This window comes from Nocardia sp. NBC_00508, assembly GCF_036346875.1.
Taxonomy (GTDB): Bacteria; Actinomycetota; Actinomycetes; order Mycobacteriales; family Mycobacteriaceae; genus Nocardia.
Map to the genome: position 1 here is coordinate 1475017 of NZ_CP107852.1, position 13716 is coordinate 1488732.

Here is a 13716-nt window from a genome sequence, read left to right on the forward strand (position 1 = left end):
CGTTAACCTGACGGGAGGCAACGGTGATCATGGGCCGCTACCATCCCGCGCGTGATAAGAACTACCGCCGCGCTCGCGGCCAGCGCCACCGTCTTCGCCCTGCTCCTCACCGGCTGCGGCGACGACAAGTCCAGCACGACCACCTCCTCCACTACCGCGGCCGCGTCGGAAGGCGCCACCGGCGCGGTCGACAACGTGAAGGCGGGCGCGTTCGTCGTCAGCTTCCGCGGCGCTTTCCCGAAGCTCGCCGAAGGCAAGGACGACGCCAAGATCGCGAGCATCCTCTCCGAGACCTGCACCGACATCAAAGCGGGCAAGCCCGAGGACGAGGTGGTCGGGAACATCACCAAGCGAGCAGCGAGCAACACCCAGCCCACCCCCGAGGAAGCCAAGGCCATCTACCAAATGGCCAAGCTGATGTGCTGATTCCCAACCCATTTCGCTGATCCGGAGCGCGAGTGGCACAACGTGGTGCGGCTTTTTCGCAGTTCGCCGCGGCCACGTGCCACTCGACGAACTCCGCTTCGGTAAAGGCGGGGCGGACGAGTTGGTCTGTAAGCCGGATCCTGTCCCCGGTTCGCACCGGGGGACGGCCATCCATCTGGACACTCCGTTGCCGGGTGCCTCGAGCGGTCCACCCGCAGGCTCGGGCGAGCAGCCCTCGAACGCCTGCGCAGCCGCACCGCGGACGGTGCGACCTTCGACCTTGCTCCGGGCGGGGTTTACCGAGCCGCCCCGGTCACCCGGGGCGCTGGTGCGCTCTTACCGCACCGTTTCACCCTCACCGCACGGCCTGAAAGGCCGTGGGCGGTCTGTTTTCTGTGGCACTTTCCCGCGGGTCACCCCGGGTTGCCGTTAGCAACCGCCCTGCTCTGTGGAGTCCGGACTTTCCTCGGCGCCTGGCGGCGGCACAACCGTGCCCGTACCCTGCGCCGCGGCCGCCCGACCAACTCGTCCGCGATAACAGGATACTAGGTACGGTTAGTGGCCATGGAACGTGTCGAGGTCGGCTTCCCTTCCGGAAGCGAGCAGTGCGCGGCGTGGCTCTATCACCCGGACGGCGCACCCAAACCCCGCCCGCTAGTGGTGATGGGACACGGCCTGGGGGCCAATCGGGAAATGGGACTGGACCGGTACGCGCGGCGTTTCGCGGCCGCGGGCATGGCGGTGCTGGTGTTCGACTATCGGCATTTCGGCGCCAGTCAGGGCACGCCGCGCCAGTTGCTGAGCATCGCGCGCCAACGTGCGGACTGGCATGCCGCCATCGCCTACGCGCGCACGCTACGCGGGATCGACGCGACCAGGATCGCGTTGTGGGGCACCTCCTTCGGGGGTGGGCACGTCCTGTCGGTCGCGCCGGACGACGACTACATCGCCGCCGTCGTCGCCCAGGCGCCGTTCACCAGCGGCTTGTCCTCGGCGCTTGCGAAGGGACCGATCAGCGTGACCAAGGTCGCCACCATCGCGGCCACCGACCTGCTGCTGGGGACCATCCGGCGCAAGCCCGTCCGCATCCGGCTGGCCGGACGCAAGCGCGCCGCGGCACTGATGAGCGCGCCCGACGTACCGGAGGGCTTCCGCAGGCTGACCGACGAAAGCGACACCTACGAACCGAAAGTAGCCGCGCGCGTGGCATTCTCCGCGCTGTTCGACGCACCGGGCCGACGCGCGAAGGCGCTGAAAATGCCCGTGCTGTACGCACTGTGCGACGACGACTCGATCGCCCCGGTGAAATCGGCCCTGCGCGCCGCCAAGCGCACCAAGCATGCCATCGTAAAGCGTTATCCAGCGGGGCATTTCGACATCTACTTCGACGAGGTCTTCGAAAAGGCGGTGTACGACCAGACCGAATTCCTGGTATCGGTGCTGCGCCCCTGAGGCGGCTATCTCGCCTTCGCTCGGCCCGGAGCTGGGCTGCGAATGGACTTGGTCCGGCTACGCCCGGTATGCATTCACGGCACGGACCGAGCGGGGCGAGGTATGTAGATCCCACCCGAGGACCTCGAACTGGCCGACATCACCGTCGGGATAGCGATGATCGGCACCGGGCACAGCCTGGACGTCGCGGTTGCGGGCGCGGGCTACCTGTCCAGAGTCCTGATCCACGCATCATATTCGGCCGGGCTGAATGTCCGGCCGCCGCTGCAACCCGGTGCCCATCGGGCATCGGTTTTCTCAGGGCGCACGGTGACCACGTCAACGATCTCGACCAACTCCGATGGTATTTCCCCGCCGAAGTGCTGGACACCGGGAACGATCACGGCGTCTACGTCCGCCCGGCGAACAACATTCAGTAGTCGACTCAGCGGGCTGTCGGTCTCAGGGCCGAACACAACGGTTTTCGCAAGTTCATACCCGAGCCGGTTTGCGACACTTCGAATCTGGATCTCGTCCCAGGTCTGAGAAACACCGGAGACATCCCGGCGCAAGTACCCGATCGCGGTTGGTCGTGACCTCATCCGTCCACCTCGCTCGTAGCCGTTGGTGAGCACTCGACGCCGGGGAACAGCCGTCCCGATGACCTGGCGAGTTGGACTCACCCGGCGTCGCGTGCTGGTGACTGACGCTAAGAAGCGGCAGTCCTGCTAGTCCATGCTCATGCTCAAACATGCTTGGGTTGGCCCTATCAGGCCACTAAACGGCTGACTCGGGGTCATCATGGGAGGTGTTCAAGCATGAACGCGCTTGACCGGATTGGAGGCCAAACCATGCGGTTGAATTTCCTCGGCAAAGGCGGCACAGAGGGAGGCGGTTGCCCGTCGTTGTTCGCCACGGACAGGGATACCTACATTTTGCCGGGGTGGAAGACGAACACGCCGGGAACCATCGAGATACCACACCTGCTACTCGGCTTCGCCCGACCGGATACGTTCATCGGTGCCACCATGACCGACACCGGCCGGGGAACCTTCATCCTGTCCGGCGCACCGGTTACGGACCTTGAAGCGCTGGCCCAGATGGACTTCTACCCAGACGAAACGGCTGTCGAAGTACCCGGGCTCGAGAGGACGTTCTACGGCAATGCTGCTAACGCAAGGTGAGGCATTCAACGATCTGTTCGGAGAGGTCGAGCGTGAAGCGTTCCACCTCGAAGTCAGGGACGACTACTACCCGCCGGACTATCCACCGCTTGTTCGGTTCCTGGCCGACGAACCCGAAGACTACGAGTGGTTTCAACCGTGGCTGAACCATGTCCGGGAGACCACCAGTCGGGGTGTGGCGGTGAACCGGGTGCGGGTGGTAACCGTGCCGCACAACGACTACACCCGGTACGCGAAGCACGTTGCCCGCCTCAACGTGCAAGCGGGTGAAGATGTTCGGTATCTGCCGCGCCATCTGATCGACTCTGACGAGTTGACGACCGACGACTGGTGGATCTTCGATGATTCGGTCGTAGCGTTCACGGTGTTCGAGCCCGGCGAAAACGGGCGTTGGGCAGGTGGCGCACTAACAACTGATCCCCGGATTGTCGAATACATCCGGACAGTCAAAGAACGGGTGTGGTCTCTCGCCGTTCCGTTGTCCGAGTACAGCGAGCCGTGACGAGTTCGCTGAACAAGGCCAAGGAAGCTCTCGGGGCGCGGCTCCGGGAGCTTCGCCTGGATGCGGGCATGACCGGCACCGAGCTTGCTCGCCGTGCCGGATGGCATCAGACCAAGGTGTCGAAAATCGAGTACGGCAAGACCAAGCCCACAGACGACGATATTCGGGTCTGGTGTGTCCACACCGGGGCCCCGAGTCAGTTACCTGACCTGATAGCCACCCTCCGCAACATCGAGGCTGCATGGCTCGAATGGAGGCGAGTGCTCGGGACCGGCACCAAGCGGCGGCAACAAGCCTCGATCAAGCTGGAAGCCGAGACCGAGGTAATGCGGGTGTATCACCCGTTCCTCATACCGGGCTTGCTCCAGACGGCAGAGTACGCCGAGGGCGTCCTACGAAGCGTTGTCGAGTTTCAGCAGGTCCCGGACGACGTTGACGAAGGCGTATCCAAGCGCATGGAACGCCAACAGATCCTGTACCGGCGTAACCACCGGTTCCACTTCGTCATAGCCGAGCAAGCACTGTCTACGACGGTCGGCAACGACCGCACCATGATCGGCCAACTAGACCGGATACTGGCCGTTGTCGGAATGCCGAGGGTCGCGCTCGGTATTGTACCGGCCGAAGCGCCGTGCCGGGTTCCAATGACGAACTTCACCATATTCGACAACCGAATGGCCATGGTCGAAACAGTCACGGCGGAGCTGACGGTAACCCAGCCGAGAGAGATAGCCCAATATGCACGGGCGTTCGATGTTCTGGCGAAACAGGCATTGACCGGAGAGGCGGCACGTCATTTGATCCTGGCAGCGCTCGACAAGCGGCGCGGCCGGTCCAACTTTCACTAACGAACCCGGTGGTTGCGGCAAGATCGAGGCATGGTTGATCCGGTATGGGCTGGTGTCGTTGGTGGCGCGATCGGCAGTGGCGCGACTCTGATTGTCGCGCTGGCGAGCCCGTTCGCCAGCTGGTGGGTCGAGTCCAGGAGGCTTCACCAACAAGACATGGCCGCGCGGACGATCGCGCAACGACAGCGTCGACGCGAGCTGGTGAGAGAGTGGCGCGAGGGTATGTACGAGTCGCATACCGAGCTTCATCCGCGTCGAAACGAAACCTCGAACGCGGATGGGCCGATATCGGACCTCACGGGGCGGCCGTGGTTCGAATCGCTGCGCCCGCACCTCGGGCTCACAGGTAGCGAGGTAGCCGAGATATCTGCGGGATTCGGCCATGCCGACCAGGTTAGGAAGCTGGCCACAGAGGTTGTCCGGATCGAGCGTGATGAGTGGAAGTTGATCTAGCTTGCATAGCCGAAGAACTCCGCGGGATCACTGGTGCTCTACAAACTGGCCGGGCTGTGCTGATCACCGCTCGTCCAGCAGCTCACGCGTGAGCAGCGCTGTCCACCATGCCTCGACCCGTTCCGGCGGCCAGCCACGTTCGGCGGTGAGTTCGGAGAAGGCGTCGATGTTGCAGACCGCCGCGTAGATGTCGACGGCGGTCGGCACGTCGATGTCCGCACGCAGCGTGCCCGCGGGCCATCCGGACATGACCTGCCGGTGGGCGTCGTCGCCGCGCCGACGGCCGTCGCGATACGCCTGGGCCAGTTCGGGTTCGGTGCGTGCCGCCTCGCGTAGCAGCATGATCACGTCGCCCGCTCGCTCATAGAGCCTGCGGTCGTAGGCGACCATGGCGGCCAGTTGCCGACGCGGCTGGGGGGCGGCTTCCAGATCGGCGAGCAACAGGGATACGTCGGCGGACAGGTCGGCCGCGTCGGCCAGCGCTTTTGTGAGGCCGGTCTTGTTGCCATAGGCGGCGTAGACCGTCGGCACCGAGACACCCGCGGTGCGTGCCACGTCACGCACCGTGGTCGCCGCCCAGCCGTTGGCCAAGAACAACTCTCGGGCGGCACGAGCGATCTCGGCACTGGTCTGCTGCGCTTGGGCGGCGCGGCGCAGCGAGTCGTAGTGGCGTCGGACCGGTTCCGCGGTCATGGTTTCCCTTTCGTTTTACTCTGCTTATATTAAATATATGACAGAAAAATCGAAAAGCGCACCGCCCTTCACTCGGGTCGGCGGACTGGCGGGCCTCGGCTTCGCGCTGGTCATCGTCGGCGCGAACCTGATCCTCGAACCCGCGGGCATGCCACGGTTCGGCGCCGATATCGCCGACGCGGAGACCTTCTTCGCCGATGCGGCGAGACCCGTTCGACTGTCGTCGGTGTTCCTTCCCGCGGCGTGGGTGTGCGTCATCCTGTTCGGCGCCGCAGTGGTCGCCGTGCTATGGCCGCGTGAGCGGGCGCTGGGGTCGGCCTGGTCGCTGGTCGGTTTCGCAGGACTTCTGCTACAGAACAGCACCTTCGTCGGCGTGGCCGCCACGCGACTCGCGCTGGCACACAGCAGCGGCGATGCCGCAGGACTCTGGGCTCTGCACAACGCGCTTTTCGCGCTCAACGGCACCTTTCTCGCCGTGGCCATGCTCGGATTCTCCCTCGGCGGATGGCGTTGCGGACTCATCCGCCGCTGGCATGCCCTCCTCGGGCTGATCGCGGCTGCCGGTCAATTCGGCTGGGCGACAGCGGGTCCGCTCGTACTCGACCACGTCACCCCACTCGGCATGCTGGGCCTGGTGAGCTGGCTGCTGTGGGTCGCCTGGATCGCGACGTATGGCATCACGCTGATGCGGCTGCCTGCCCGGCAGCCCGATATCGCGCAGCCTGTTTCAGCATGAATCGAGCACTATGGGGTCGGTAGATTGCGGGGTCCCGTCCGGTCGGCCCCCAGTTTCGCCGTCCCGGCTGCTGCTGCCTGCGAGCTTCACTGTGTCTCGACGATCGGGACCGGGTGAATCACCTGTCCGGAACCCGGGCATACGGGCAGGAGTGCCGTGATCGACGCCCTCTATGCCCACCAGCCGGATGGCGCGGTGATCGACCTGGCCAGTGACCAGGTGGCCCAGCAGTCACCGGATGGAATTGTGGCCCAAGCGCATCCGCTGCGGGTGGTCGCCGACCGCGATGGTGGCGACATCATCCGGCGGTCGGATACTTGGCGAGTTCGGTTCTGGCCACGACCCCGAGGTGGACCTCGTCGGGGCCGTCGGTGAGCCGCTGGGCTCGGGCCGCCGCCGCGGCGGCGGCAAGGGGGTAGTCCTCCGACAGTCCGGCGGCGCCGTGCAAATGGACGGCCATGTCGATCACCCCGCAGGCCATCGCGGGGACCGCTGCCTTGATCTGGGACAGTTCGGCTGCCGCCGCGAGCGAGCCCACGGTGTCCAGCCGCCATGCGGCATGGCGGACGTGCAGGCGAGCTTGGTCGATGGCGATGCGGGCGCGAGCGATCCGCTCACGGTTGCCGCCCAGGTTCGCCAGCGGTTTACCGAACGCGGTGCGCTGGACGGCCCGTGTGCAGGCGAGTTCGATGGCGCGCTCGGCGAGCCCGATCAGCCGCATGCACAGATGGATCCGGGCGGGGCCGAGCATCTGCTGGGCGATCAGGAACCCTTGCCCCGCTCTGCCGATGATCGCTTCGACCGGTAGCCGCACATCAGTGAAGGAAACTTCGGCGTAACCGCTCGGCTCGTTGCGGTAGCCATAGACCGACAGCATCCGCTCGACCCGGACACCTGGCGTGTCCAGCGGCACCAGCACCAGCGAGTAGCGGGTATGCCGGTCGGCCATGGGAAACGTCAGACCGGACACGACCGCGAACCGGCAATCGGGATGCCCGATCCCGGTACACCACCATTTGCGACCGTCGAGGATCACGCTGTCCCCGTCGAGAGTGGCGGTGGCGGCCAGGTTGGTCGCATCCGAAGACGCCGCGTCGGGCTCGGACATACAGAACGCGGAGCGGATTTCGCCGTTCAGTAGTGGTTCGAGCCAGCGTTTCTGCTGCTCGGCGCTGCCGTGCCGAAGCAGCATCTCGGCGTTGCCTGCGTCGGGGGCATGGCAGTTGAAGACTTCCGGTGCGAACAACGACCGGCCCATGGCTTCGGCCAGTGGCGCGTACTCGACGTTGGTCAGGTCCTGGCCGTAGCCGGGATCGGGCAGGTAGAGATTCCACAGGCCCTCGGATCGCGCACGCTGCCTGAGCTCGGGCAGGAACTCGGGCACCGCCCACGGATCACCTTGCCGCCGTAAAGCGTCGAAGTATTCCTGCTCACGAGGCAGGATCTGCTCGTCCAGGAAGGCGGTGACGCGTTTCAGATACTCGGTGGGCTTCGGGTCGAGTGAGAGTTCCACGGAATTGCCTCTTATTGCTCGAAATCACGGATAAGGCAGTGCGGCGCCGTGGCGCACGGTCAGCATTGCGGTCATGACACCGATCTCGTTGCTTTGGTCCTGCGCCATGCGCAGTGCGACCTTGCGGATCGGCTCCGCGGTCAGCGGGTCGTCGAACGCCGCCCGCGTCATGTCCAGGCCGCCGCGATGATGGCGAATCATCAACTGCAGGAACAAGATTTCTCCTTCGACGCCGTGCGATCCGCCCAGCCGGGCGATCTCGTCGATACTCGCCATCCCTGGCATGGATGCCGCATTGTGGTGCTGCCCCGCCGCGTGCTGGTCCGTGCCGTGCATCCACGCCATCGGTTCGGGCGCGGTGAGCGGCCGGTCGAACAGCAGCAGCCAGCCGTGCATCATCGCGATCTCGGCGGCTTGGGCGATCTCGATCCGATCGGCCAGCACCCGCACCTGCCGATCGGCATCGCCCGGCAACGTGTGCGCCAGCAGCAACGCTTGCGCGTGATGGGCCGACATGTCTTGCGCGAAGCCGATATCGACCGATGACAGTCGCATCGTTCCGCGATCTGCGTGGCTGCGCTCAGCGTGCCACCAGTTCCCGGCGCCCGACGCGGCCGACACCAGCAGTGCCAGCGCGCCGAGATACACCACCAGCTGCGCGATCGCCGGTCGGCGCGCCTCATGAGCCAATGGTCGACTCCTGATCCACCGGCGGGGTGTACACGTCGTTGTCCAGTTGCAGGGCCAGGAATCCGTTGTCGCTGCAGGTCGTCCAGATCTGGGTGCCGTGGAAGGTCGGCGGCGACATACACCAGTCCGACGACAGATCACCGAAGGCCACCTGCCCGGCGCGCGGACCGAACGCCACCGCCGGATCGAACTTGCCGTCCACGATCGCCTTGGTGACGGCCAGGACGTCGTTGAGCGGCAGGCCGAGCAGTTCCGCCCAAGCGTGCGAGGAGTTCGTCAACTGTAGATTGCGGCCGGTCTGCGCGGGCGGGTTGTAATAGGCGATCTCCCGGATGTGGTACGGATCGCGGACATCGAAGACCCGGATGCCCGACGACATCCACGAACACGCCAGCGCCGTCGGATCATTCGGGCGGTCTGCGACGCAGTAGTGCGCGTCGTAGGTCTGGAACGAACCGCCCGAGGCGGAGCGGAACTTGGCGTCGGTGTGCTCGGGCAGGTTGATTTCCAGCTTGATCTGCGCCACCTGTTTCGCGTGCGCGGGATCGGATACATCGAACACCTTCACTCCGCCCGAACTCGCCTCATCGGACGAGAAGATATGCGGCACACCACGGTAGGTGACCGGAACGCTCTGCTGGTTGAACAGCCCATCGGTCCACAGATAGGTGCCCAGCTCGGGCACTTGAGGATGCGGGTCCCGGCGCTGCACGGCGCTGATGTCCAGGATGGTGATGCCCGCCTGCACCGACAGGTACATCGTGTTGCCGTCGGGGCTGATACCGAACCCGTGCTCGGCCAAGGATCGGACGCTCTGCCAGATGACGCGCGGATCGGCCGGGTCGGCGATATCGATGGCCGTCAGCAGACCGGGCGCGAGACCGGAGGCCCAGTAGGTTCTGCCGTCGGGCGAGAATCCACCCTCGTGGGAGGTGAACGGCAGCGGCATGGTCAGCTCGGTGCCCGCGCGCCGATTCAGCAGCCTCGGGTGCTCGCAGTCGGAGATGTCGTACACCGAGAAGTAGCCGCCGCCCTGGCCGAAGAGGCCGACCGCGGTCGCGGCGAGCAGTTTGCGCTCCTGGTTGACCTTCATCGACTCCCATGTGCCGCCCACCATCCCGGGCTCGTTCAGGGAGCCGGCGAGCCGGGGTCTGCCCGGATCCGACACGTCGACGACCTGCACTCCGGGCGTGTCGATATTCGGCAGGTTTCCGGGGAAGAAGGTGCTGGTGTAGGAGCAGTGATCGAACGTCGCCGATACCACACCCCCGCCCCGATCCTGCAGACCGCCGACCAGCGACAAATTGCACCGATAGCCCTGGGTGCTGCGCAGATTGTTGCGGTCCTCGGCCGGAACATCGCCCTGCAGACCGGTTTCCGGCAACGACCCCGGCCCGCACTCGGCGCGCGGCGCGGCGACAGTGCCGACCTCGCCGAGATAGAACGTCTCGGCCCGCGCGCCCGGCACGATCGCCGAGCTCACCGAAAATGCCAGCACCGCAACAACGATTGCGTTCCTGCGGTGCCGATGACGGATAGGCACCATCGCCCGACCTCCGAAATTTCTCCTGTGCTTCACGAAATGACGTTTCCTGCAGGGTCATCCCCTCGCTCGCTGCCCCCCGGGATTCCGTAGCGGGCCCGATAGCGAGCCAGATTCCGCCGGGCCAGACGCCCGATGTGCGGCAGAAGTCGCAGCGTCACCCCGGGGGCGAGCATGCCGATCTTCACCAGCCAGCCGTCGGCTCCCGGCACGTTCGTCTCCACGCGTGGCCGGTTCACCAACGCGACGACGCGTTCGGCGATGTCGTCCGCCGCCAACGGCGTGCCGAGGAAGGCCAGCGGCGAACCCCCGGTCGCGGCCTCGTACCGCAGCATCGGAGTGTCGACCGCACCCGGATTCACGATGCTGACCTGGACACCGGTCCTCCGGGTCCCGGCTGCCAGTGACAGCAGAAACCCGCGCAGCCCGAACTTCGAGGCGCTGTAGCCGGGACACTCGGCCAGCGGCAGCATCGAGGCCAGCGACACTACCGCGACGATGTGCCCACCCGCCGCGCGCAGTGCGGGAAAGAGAGTGTGGGTCAGCAACATCGGCCCGACCATGTCGACGCCGACCTCGCGATCGATCTCGTCCGTGGCGACCTGCTCGAACGGCGTCGTCACGACGACTCCCGCGGCGTGCACGAGCAGTTCACACCGGCAGCCGACGGCGGTGGCGATCTCGCGCGTCCGCGGCGGGTCGGTGATATCGCACGGATAGGGCATGATCCGCGCCGAGGCGTCCTCGCACAGCGCTTTCAAGCCGACCTCATCGATGTCGACGGCCAGGATGTCGTATCCGTTGCGGGCCAGGCGTCGGCAGATCGCCGCACCGATCGCCCCGGCCGCGCCGGTCACCACCGCCTGAGCCATCACGCCACCCGCGCGGTGCCGGCGCCGGCGGCACGCATGTCCAACCGGGTCGGATCGCCCTGCAACAGGCGCAGCAGCGCCTGGAACACCGGCCGCTCCACGCGGCGTGGCAACTCGGGCCCGCGCATACCGAAAACGTCTGCGGGAACATCGAATACGTGTTTCGGGATCACGTGATATCCGCGCCGAACGCTGACGAAGGTCGCGTCGGCGGTGGTGGCCGCACCACAGACATCACGCTGCCGCTCGTAGTGGTCGTACTCGATGCCCAGCCGACGCAATGCACGCGCGGTCGAGCGCCCGGACGGTCCTGCCCCGACGATGCATACCCGATCCATGGCCTGCTCCCTTCGTGCCGATCAGTGAAGCGCGCCGATACCGCTCTCCGGGAGGGCCGCGACGGTTAACCTGGGGGGCAAACCGGACAGGTTGGAGGTGTGCGGATGCACGATGACCCCACCCTGACCGGTGCGGTCATCCCCCCGACCGCGCTCGGGGGCGTGCTCGAGATCGCCGACCGGCACGCAATCGTCACCGATACGTGGTTTGCCGGTACCGGACTGTCGCGCGCGCAGCTGGCGACACCGGACACGAAAGTCTCGTTCCGACAAGCCGCTACCGTGCTGCGCCGGGCACTACGGGCACTGCCTCCGGGCCCGATCGGTATCCGGGCCGGTAGTCGGGACGTGCAGTTGTCGTTCGGCATGCTCGGCTTCGCCATCCGGTGCTGCCGCACCGGCGCCGAGGCACTCGCCATCGGCCTCGAACTGCATCAGGCCGCGGGGAGCCTGATGGATTTCGAGTCCGAGCGATTCGGGGCCGAGTTCGCGATCCGGATGACCGAACGCGCTCCGGAACCGGAACTGCTGCCGTTTCTGTGCGAGGACGCCTGCTGCAGCACATCGGTGCTGATCCGCGCCGTGCTCGGCGCCGACATCGCCGCCACCCGGCTGGAATTCACCTATCCGGCCCCGGCGTACGCCGCGGACTACCGGCGTGCGTTCCGCTGCCCGGTGCAGTTCGGCGCCGACGCCAACCGCATCTACTTCCCTGCCGACCTGCTCACCCGCCGGATCCCGACCCACAACCCCACCGAACTGCCCACCGCGCTCGCGGCCGCCCGCCGGCTCCTCGGTCTCGCCGACGTCCGCTCCGATATCGTCGCCACGGTCGAGTCACTACTCCGCACGAACCTGCGCCGGCCGATGACCATGGTCGATGTCGCGGCGCGGCTCAACATCACCGAACGCACCCTCCGACGGCGGCTCGCCGACGCCGGACAGCAGTTCGGTGCGGTCCGCGACCAGGTCCGCCACGAACGCGCGGCGCTGCTGCTGCGCGAATCCGGCCAATCGATCGCCGAAATCGCAGCGGCCGTCGGATTCAGCGACGCCCGAGAGTTCCGCCGCGCCTACCTTCGCTGGACCGGCCGGCCGCCCAGTGCCGACCGATAGATTCGCCCTCCCCGACTCCGACCCGCATTTCGACCGCTTCCGTACCGAATTCGGCATCGCCGTGCCTGACCGATGCCTTCCCAGGGGTGACGGCGGCGGCGGATGCTGTCACGATGGCGCGGATGATTGTCAGGCTTGCACGGGAAGACGACCTCGCCGGACTTCTCGAACTGGCGGGGCAGGTCGAGCACTGGTTCGGCCCGATGGTCGACGACGCCGGATTCCATGCGGCGGTGCGGCGGCACATTCGGGCGGGCACGGCGCTCGTCGCCCGGTCTGCCGGGGCCGAAGTGCTCGGCGGCCTCATGTTCGGCGCGCAGCCACCGACCTACCGCGTGGAGTGGTTGGTCGTCGCGGAGCAGGCGCGCGGGCACGGCATCGGACGAGCCTTGACCACGGACGCGATACGCCGACACGTGCGCTGCCCCGGCACACTCGAGGCGGTCACCTTCGGGGCCGATCACCCCGGCGCGGCAGCCAGCGGCGCTCGTGCGTTCTACGAGCGCATGGGCTTCGATCCCGCGGAAGCCGCGGCTCCCGGGCCGGAAGGCGGTTCACGGCAGGTCTACCGGCGGCGTATCTGAGGGACGCCTGCCGGATGATCACCGTCCCCGGAAGGCGCGCCAGAGGATGAAGGCCAGGACCGCGGCAGGCGCTGCCGCCAGAATGGGCTTGTCACGGACCGTGTCCAGGAGCGTGCGGCCCGGGTGGGCCAAAGACTCGGGGAGTCCAGCCGCGCCCAGTTCAGCAGCGCTTGCGGCGTTGGCCTCCGCCAGCTCGGCACGCTCGGCGGCGCGTTGAGCGGATTCGTCCACCTCTGCCGCGGCCTGCTGGGTCCGGTCCTCCGCAGTCAGCCGTGCGGCGGTCTGCGGCTCCGCCTGTTGTGCGGCTCCGGCGGCGGCGCCACGCACCTCACCAGCCTCTCGCCCTGCGGCGGCCGCCTCCGCCAGCGGCGCCGCTCCGGCGCCGCTCATCGCAGCAGCGGCCTCTTCCGTCTCGCGCCCTGCGGCTGGCGTCTCCAAGCCCGTCATACCTGCCACTCCGGCTGCAGCACCGCCCACCTCAGCAGCGGTGTCTTCCGCCTCACGCCCCGGGATCGGCGCCTCCAACCCCGTCATACCTGGCACTCCAGTGGTGGGGCCGCCCACTTCTGGCGTCGTCTCGTCCGCCTGTCGCCCTGCGGTCGCCGCCTCCGGCTCCGCCTGCTCGGGTTCCTTCGCAGCGTGGCGGGCGGAACCGGCAGTGTGGTCATCTTGCTGCCCGGTCTCGGCTGTCTCTCCACGGGAGGTATCGGCGAGGTCATGGACGCCGTCGGTCTCCGGATCCGCGGGTTTGTGTTCGTTCATCGCTGTCTCCTGTCCTCGGCTGCGC

16 protein-coding genes and 1 other RNA gene are annotated in these 13716 nt (G+C 66.7%); 9 read left to right on the forward strand and 8 right to left on the reverse strand.

Annotated elements, in window-relative coordinates:
• Positions 1-51 precede the first annotated feature (51 nt).
• Positions 52-426, forward strand: a complete 375-nt coding sequence (locus OHA40_RS06520) for a hypothetical protein (RefSeq protein ID WP_330232165.1) — start codon at positions 52-54, stop codon at positions 424-426.
• A 113-nt stretch (positions 427-539) separates the two neighbouring features.
• Here the strand turns inward: OHA40_RS06520 and rnpB are convergent.
• Positions 540-954: RNase P RNA component class A (gene rnpB / locus OHA40_RS06525), an RNA gene on the reverse strand.
• A 36-nt stretch (positions 955-990) separates the two neighbouring features.
• On the opposite strand from rnpB, the gene OHA40_RS06530 reads away from it, so the two are divergent.
• The 5 genes from OHA40_RS06530 (at position 991) to OHA40_RS06550 (ending at position 4844) form a co-directional block, all read left to right on the forward strand.
• Positions 991-1878: an alpha/beta hydrolase gene (locus tag OHA40_RS06530; RefSeq protein ID WP_330232166.1), complete on the forward strand. Its 888-nt coding sequence runs from the start codon at positions 991-993 to the stop codon at positions 1876-1878.
• A 797-nt stretch (positions 1879-2675) separates the two neighbouring features.
• On the forward strand, positions 2676-3041 hold the full coding sequence (locus tag OHA40_RS06535) for a hypothetical protein (protein ID WP_330232167.1): 366 nt from the start codon (positions 2676-2678) through the stop codon (positions 3039-3041).
• On the forward strand, positions 3022-3543 hold the full coding sequence (locus OHA40_RS06540) for a DUF6879 family protein (RefSeq protein WP_330232168.1): 522 nt from the start codon (positions 3022-3024) through the stop codon (positions 3541-3543). The genes OHA40_RS06535 and OHA40_RS06540 overlap by 20 nt, the downstream gene beginning before the upstream one ends.
• On the forward strand, positions 3540-4391 hold the full coding sequence (locus tag OHA40_RS06545) for a helix-turn-helix domain-containing protein (protein WP_330232169.1): 852 nt from the start codon (positions 3540-3542) through the stop codon (positions 4389-4391). Before OHA40_RS06540 ends, OHA40_RS06545 begins: the two co-directional genes overlap by 4 nt.
• A 30-nt stretch (positions 4392-4421) precedes the next feature.
• The gene (locus OHA40_RS06550) at positions 4422-4844 is read left to right on the forward strand and encodes a hypothetical protein (RefSeq protein ID WP_330232170.1); all 423 of its coding nucleotides are present in this window, start codon (positions 4422-4424) and stop codon (positions 4842-4844) included.
• Positions 4845-4907: 63 nt separating this feature from the next.
• On the opposite strand, the gene OHA40_RS06555 is transcribed toward OHA40_RS06550, so the two are convergent.
• The gene (locus OHA40_RS06555) at positions 4908-5537 is read right to left on the reverse strand and encodes a TetR/AcrR family transcriptional regulator (RefSeq protein ID WP_330232171.1); all 630 of its coding nucleotides are present in this window, start codon (positions 5535-5537) and stop codon (positions 4908-4910) included.
• A 37-nt stretch (positions 5538-5574) separates the two neighbouring features.
• Here OHA40_RS06555 and OHA40_RS06560 point away from each other — a divergent pair, with 37 nt between their 5' ends.
• Positions 5575-6273, forward strand: coding sequence for a hypothetical protein (locus OHA40_RS06560; RefSeq protein ID WP_330232172.1), 699 nt, complete (start codon positions 5575-5577; stop codon positions 6271-6273).
• 298 nt (positions 6274-6571) lie between these two features.
• Here the strand turns inward: OHA40_RS06560 and OHA40_RS06565 are convergent, their stop codons facing one another.
• Genes OHA40_RS06565 through OHA40_RS06585 form a run of 5 tightly spaced genes read right to left on the reverse strand, consistent with a single transcriptional unit; the run spans position 6572 to position 11229 of the window.
• The gene (locus OHA40_RS06565; protein WP_330232173.1) at positions 6572-7786 is read right to left on the reverse strand and encodes an acyl-CoA dehydrogenase family protein; all 1215 of its coding nucleotides are present in this window, start codon (positions 7784-7786) and stop codon (positions 6572-6574) included.
• A gap of 24 nt (positions 7787-7810) precedes the next feature.
• Complete coding sequence (locus OHA40_RS06570) at positions 7811-8476, reverse strand: DUF305 domain-containing protein (RefSeq protein ID WP_330232174.1); 666 nt, start codon at positions 8474-8476, stop codon at positions 7811-7813.
• The gene (locus tag OHA40_RS06575; RefSeq protein WP_330232175.1) at positions 8466-10022 is read right to left on the reverse strand and encodes an LVIVD repeat-containing protein; all 1557 of its coding nucleotides are present in this window, start codon (positions 10020-10022) and stop codon (positions 8466-8468) included. The genes OHA40_RS06570 and OHA40_RS06575 overlap by 11 nt, the downstream gene beginning before the upstream one ends.
• 29 nt (positions 10023-10051) lie before the next feature.
• A complete protein-coding gene (locus tag OHA40_RS06580) occupies positions 10052-10891 on the reverse strand; it encodes an SDR family NAD(P)-dependent oxidoreductase (protein WP_330232176.1) in 840 nt (279 codons plus the stop codon).
• On the reverse strand, positions 10891-11229 hold the full coding sequence (locus tag OHA40_RS06585) for an NAD(P)-binding protein (RefSeq protein WP_330232177.1): 339 nt from the start codon (positions 11227-11229) through the stop codon (positions 10891-10893). Before OHA40_RS06585 ends, OHA40_RS06580 begins: the two co-directional genes overlap by 1 nt.
• A gap of 105 nt (positions 11230-11334) precedes the next feature.
• On the opposite strand from OHA40_RS06585, the gene OHA40_RS06590 reads away from it, so the two are divergent.
• Together OHA40_RS06590 and OHA40_RS06595 are read left to right on the forward strand one after the other, a co-directional pair.
• A complete protein-coding gene (locus tag OHA40_RS06590; protein WP_330232178.1) occupies positions 11335-12345 on the forward strand; it encodes an AraC family transcriptional regulator in 1011 nt (336 codons plus the stop codon).
• A gap of 122 nt (positions 12346-12467) precedes the next feature.
• On the forward strand, positions 12468-12929 hold the full coding sequence (locus OHA40_RS06595; protein WP_330232179.1) for a GNAT family N-acetyltransferase: 462 nt from the start codon (positions 12468-12470) through the stop codon (positions 12927-12929).
• Positions 12930-12947: 18 nt separating this feature from the next.
• Here the strand turns inward: OHA40_RS06595 and OHA40_RS06600 are convergent, their stop codons facing one another.
• Positions 12948-13691 carry a hypothetical protein gene (locus OHA40_RS06600; RefSeq protein ID WP_330232180.1) on the reverse strand — a complete coding sequence of 248 codons (744 nt, stop codon included), beginning with the start codon at positions 13689-13691 and terminating at the stop codon, positions 12948-12950.
• Positions 13692-13716: the final 25 nt, after the last annotated feature.

What these genes read in the sequence shown, in the direction of transcription:
- OHA40_RS06530 (WP_330232166.1), top strand. Translation starts at nt 991, where the DNA reads ATGGAACGTGTCGAGGTCGGCTTCCCTTCCGGAAGCGAGCAGTGCGCG.
- OHA40_RS06535 (WP_330232167.1), top strand. Translation starts at nt 2,676, where the DNA reads ATGAACGCGCTTGACCGGATTGGAGGCCAAACCATGCGGTTGAATTTC.
- OHA40_RS06540 (WP_330232168.1), top strand. Translation starts at nt 3,022, where the DNA reads ATGCTGCTAACGCAAGGTGAGGCATTCAACGATCTGTTCGGAGAGGTC.
- OHA40_RS06550 (WP_330232170.1), top strand. Translation starts at nt 4,422, where the DNA reads ATGGTTGATCCGGTATGGGCTGGTGTCGTTGGTGGCGCGATCGGCAGT.
- OHA40_RS06555 (WP_330232171.1), bottom strand. Translation starts at nt 5,537, where the DNA reads ATGACCGCGGAACCGGTCCGACGCCACTACGACTCGCTGCGCCGCGCC.
- OHA40_RS06560 (WP_330232172.1), top strand. Translation starts at nt 5,575, where the DNA reads ATGACAGAAAAATCGAAAAGCGCACCGCCCTTCACTCGGGTCGGCGGA.
- OHA40_RS06575 (WP_330232175.1), bottom strand. Translation starts at nt 10,022, where the DNA reads ATGGTGCCTATCCGTCATCGGCACCGCAGGAACGCAATCGTTGTTGCG.
- OHA40_RS06580 (WP_330232176.1), bottom strand. Translation starts at nt 10,891, where the DNA reads ATGGCTCAGGCGGTGGTGACCGGCGCGGCCGGGGCGATCGGTGCGGCG.
- OHA40_RS06585 (WP_330232177.1), bottom strand. Translation starts at nt 11,229, where the DNA reads ATGGATCGGGTATGCATCGTCGGGGCAGGACCGTCCGGGCGCTCGACC.
- OHA40_RS06590 (WP_330232178.1), top strand. Translation starts at nt 11,335, where the DNA reads ATGCACGATGACCCCACCCTGACCGGTGCGGTCATCCCCCCGACCGCG.
- OHA40_RS06595 (WP_330232179.1), top strand. Translation starts at nt 12,468, where the DNA reads ATGATTGTCAGGCTTGCACGGGAAGACGACCTCGCCGGACTTCTCGAA.
- OHA40_RS06600 (WP_330232180.1), bottom strand. Translation starts at nt 13,691, where the DNA reads ATGAACGAACACAAACCCGCGGATCCGGAGACCGACGGCGTCCATGAC.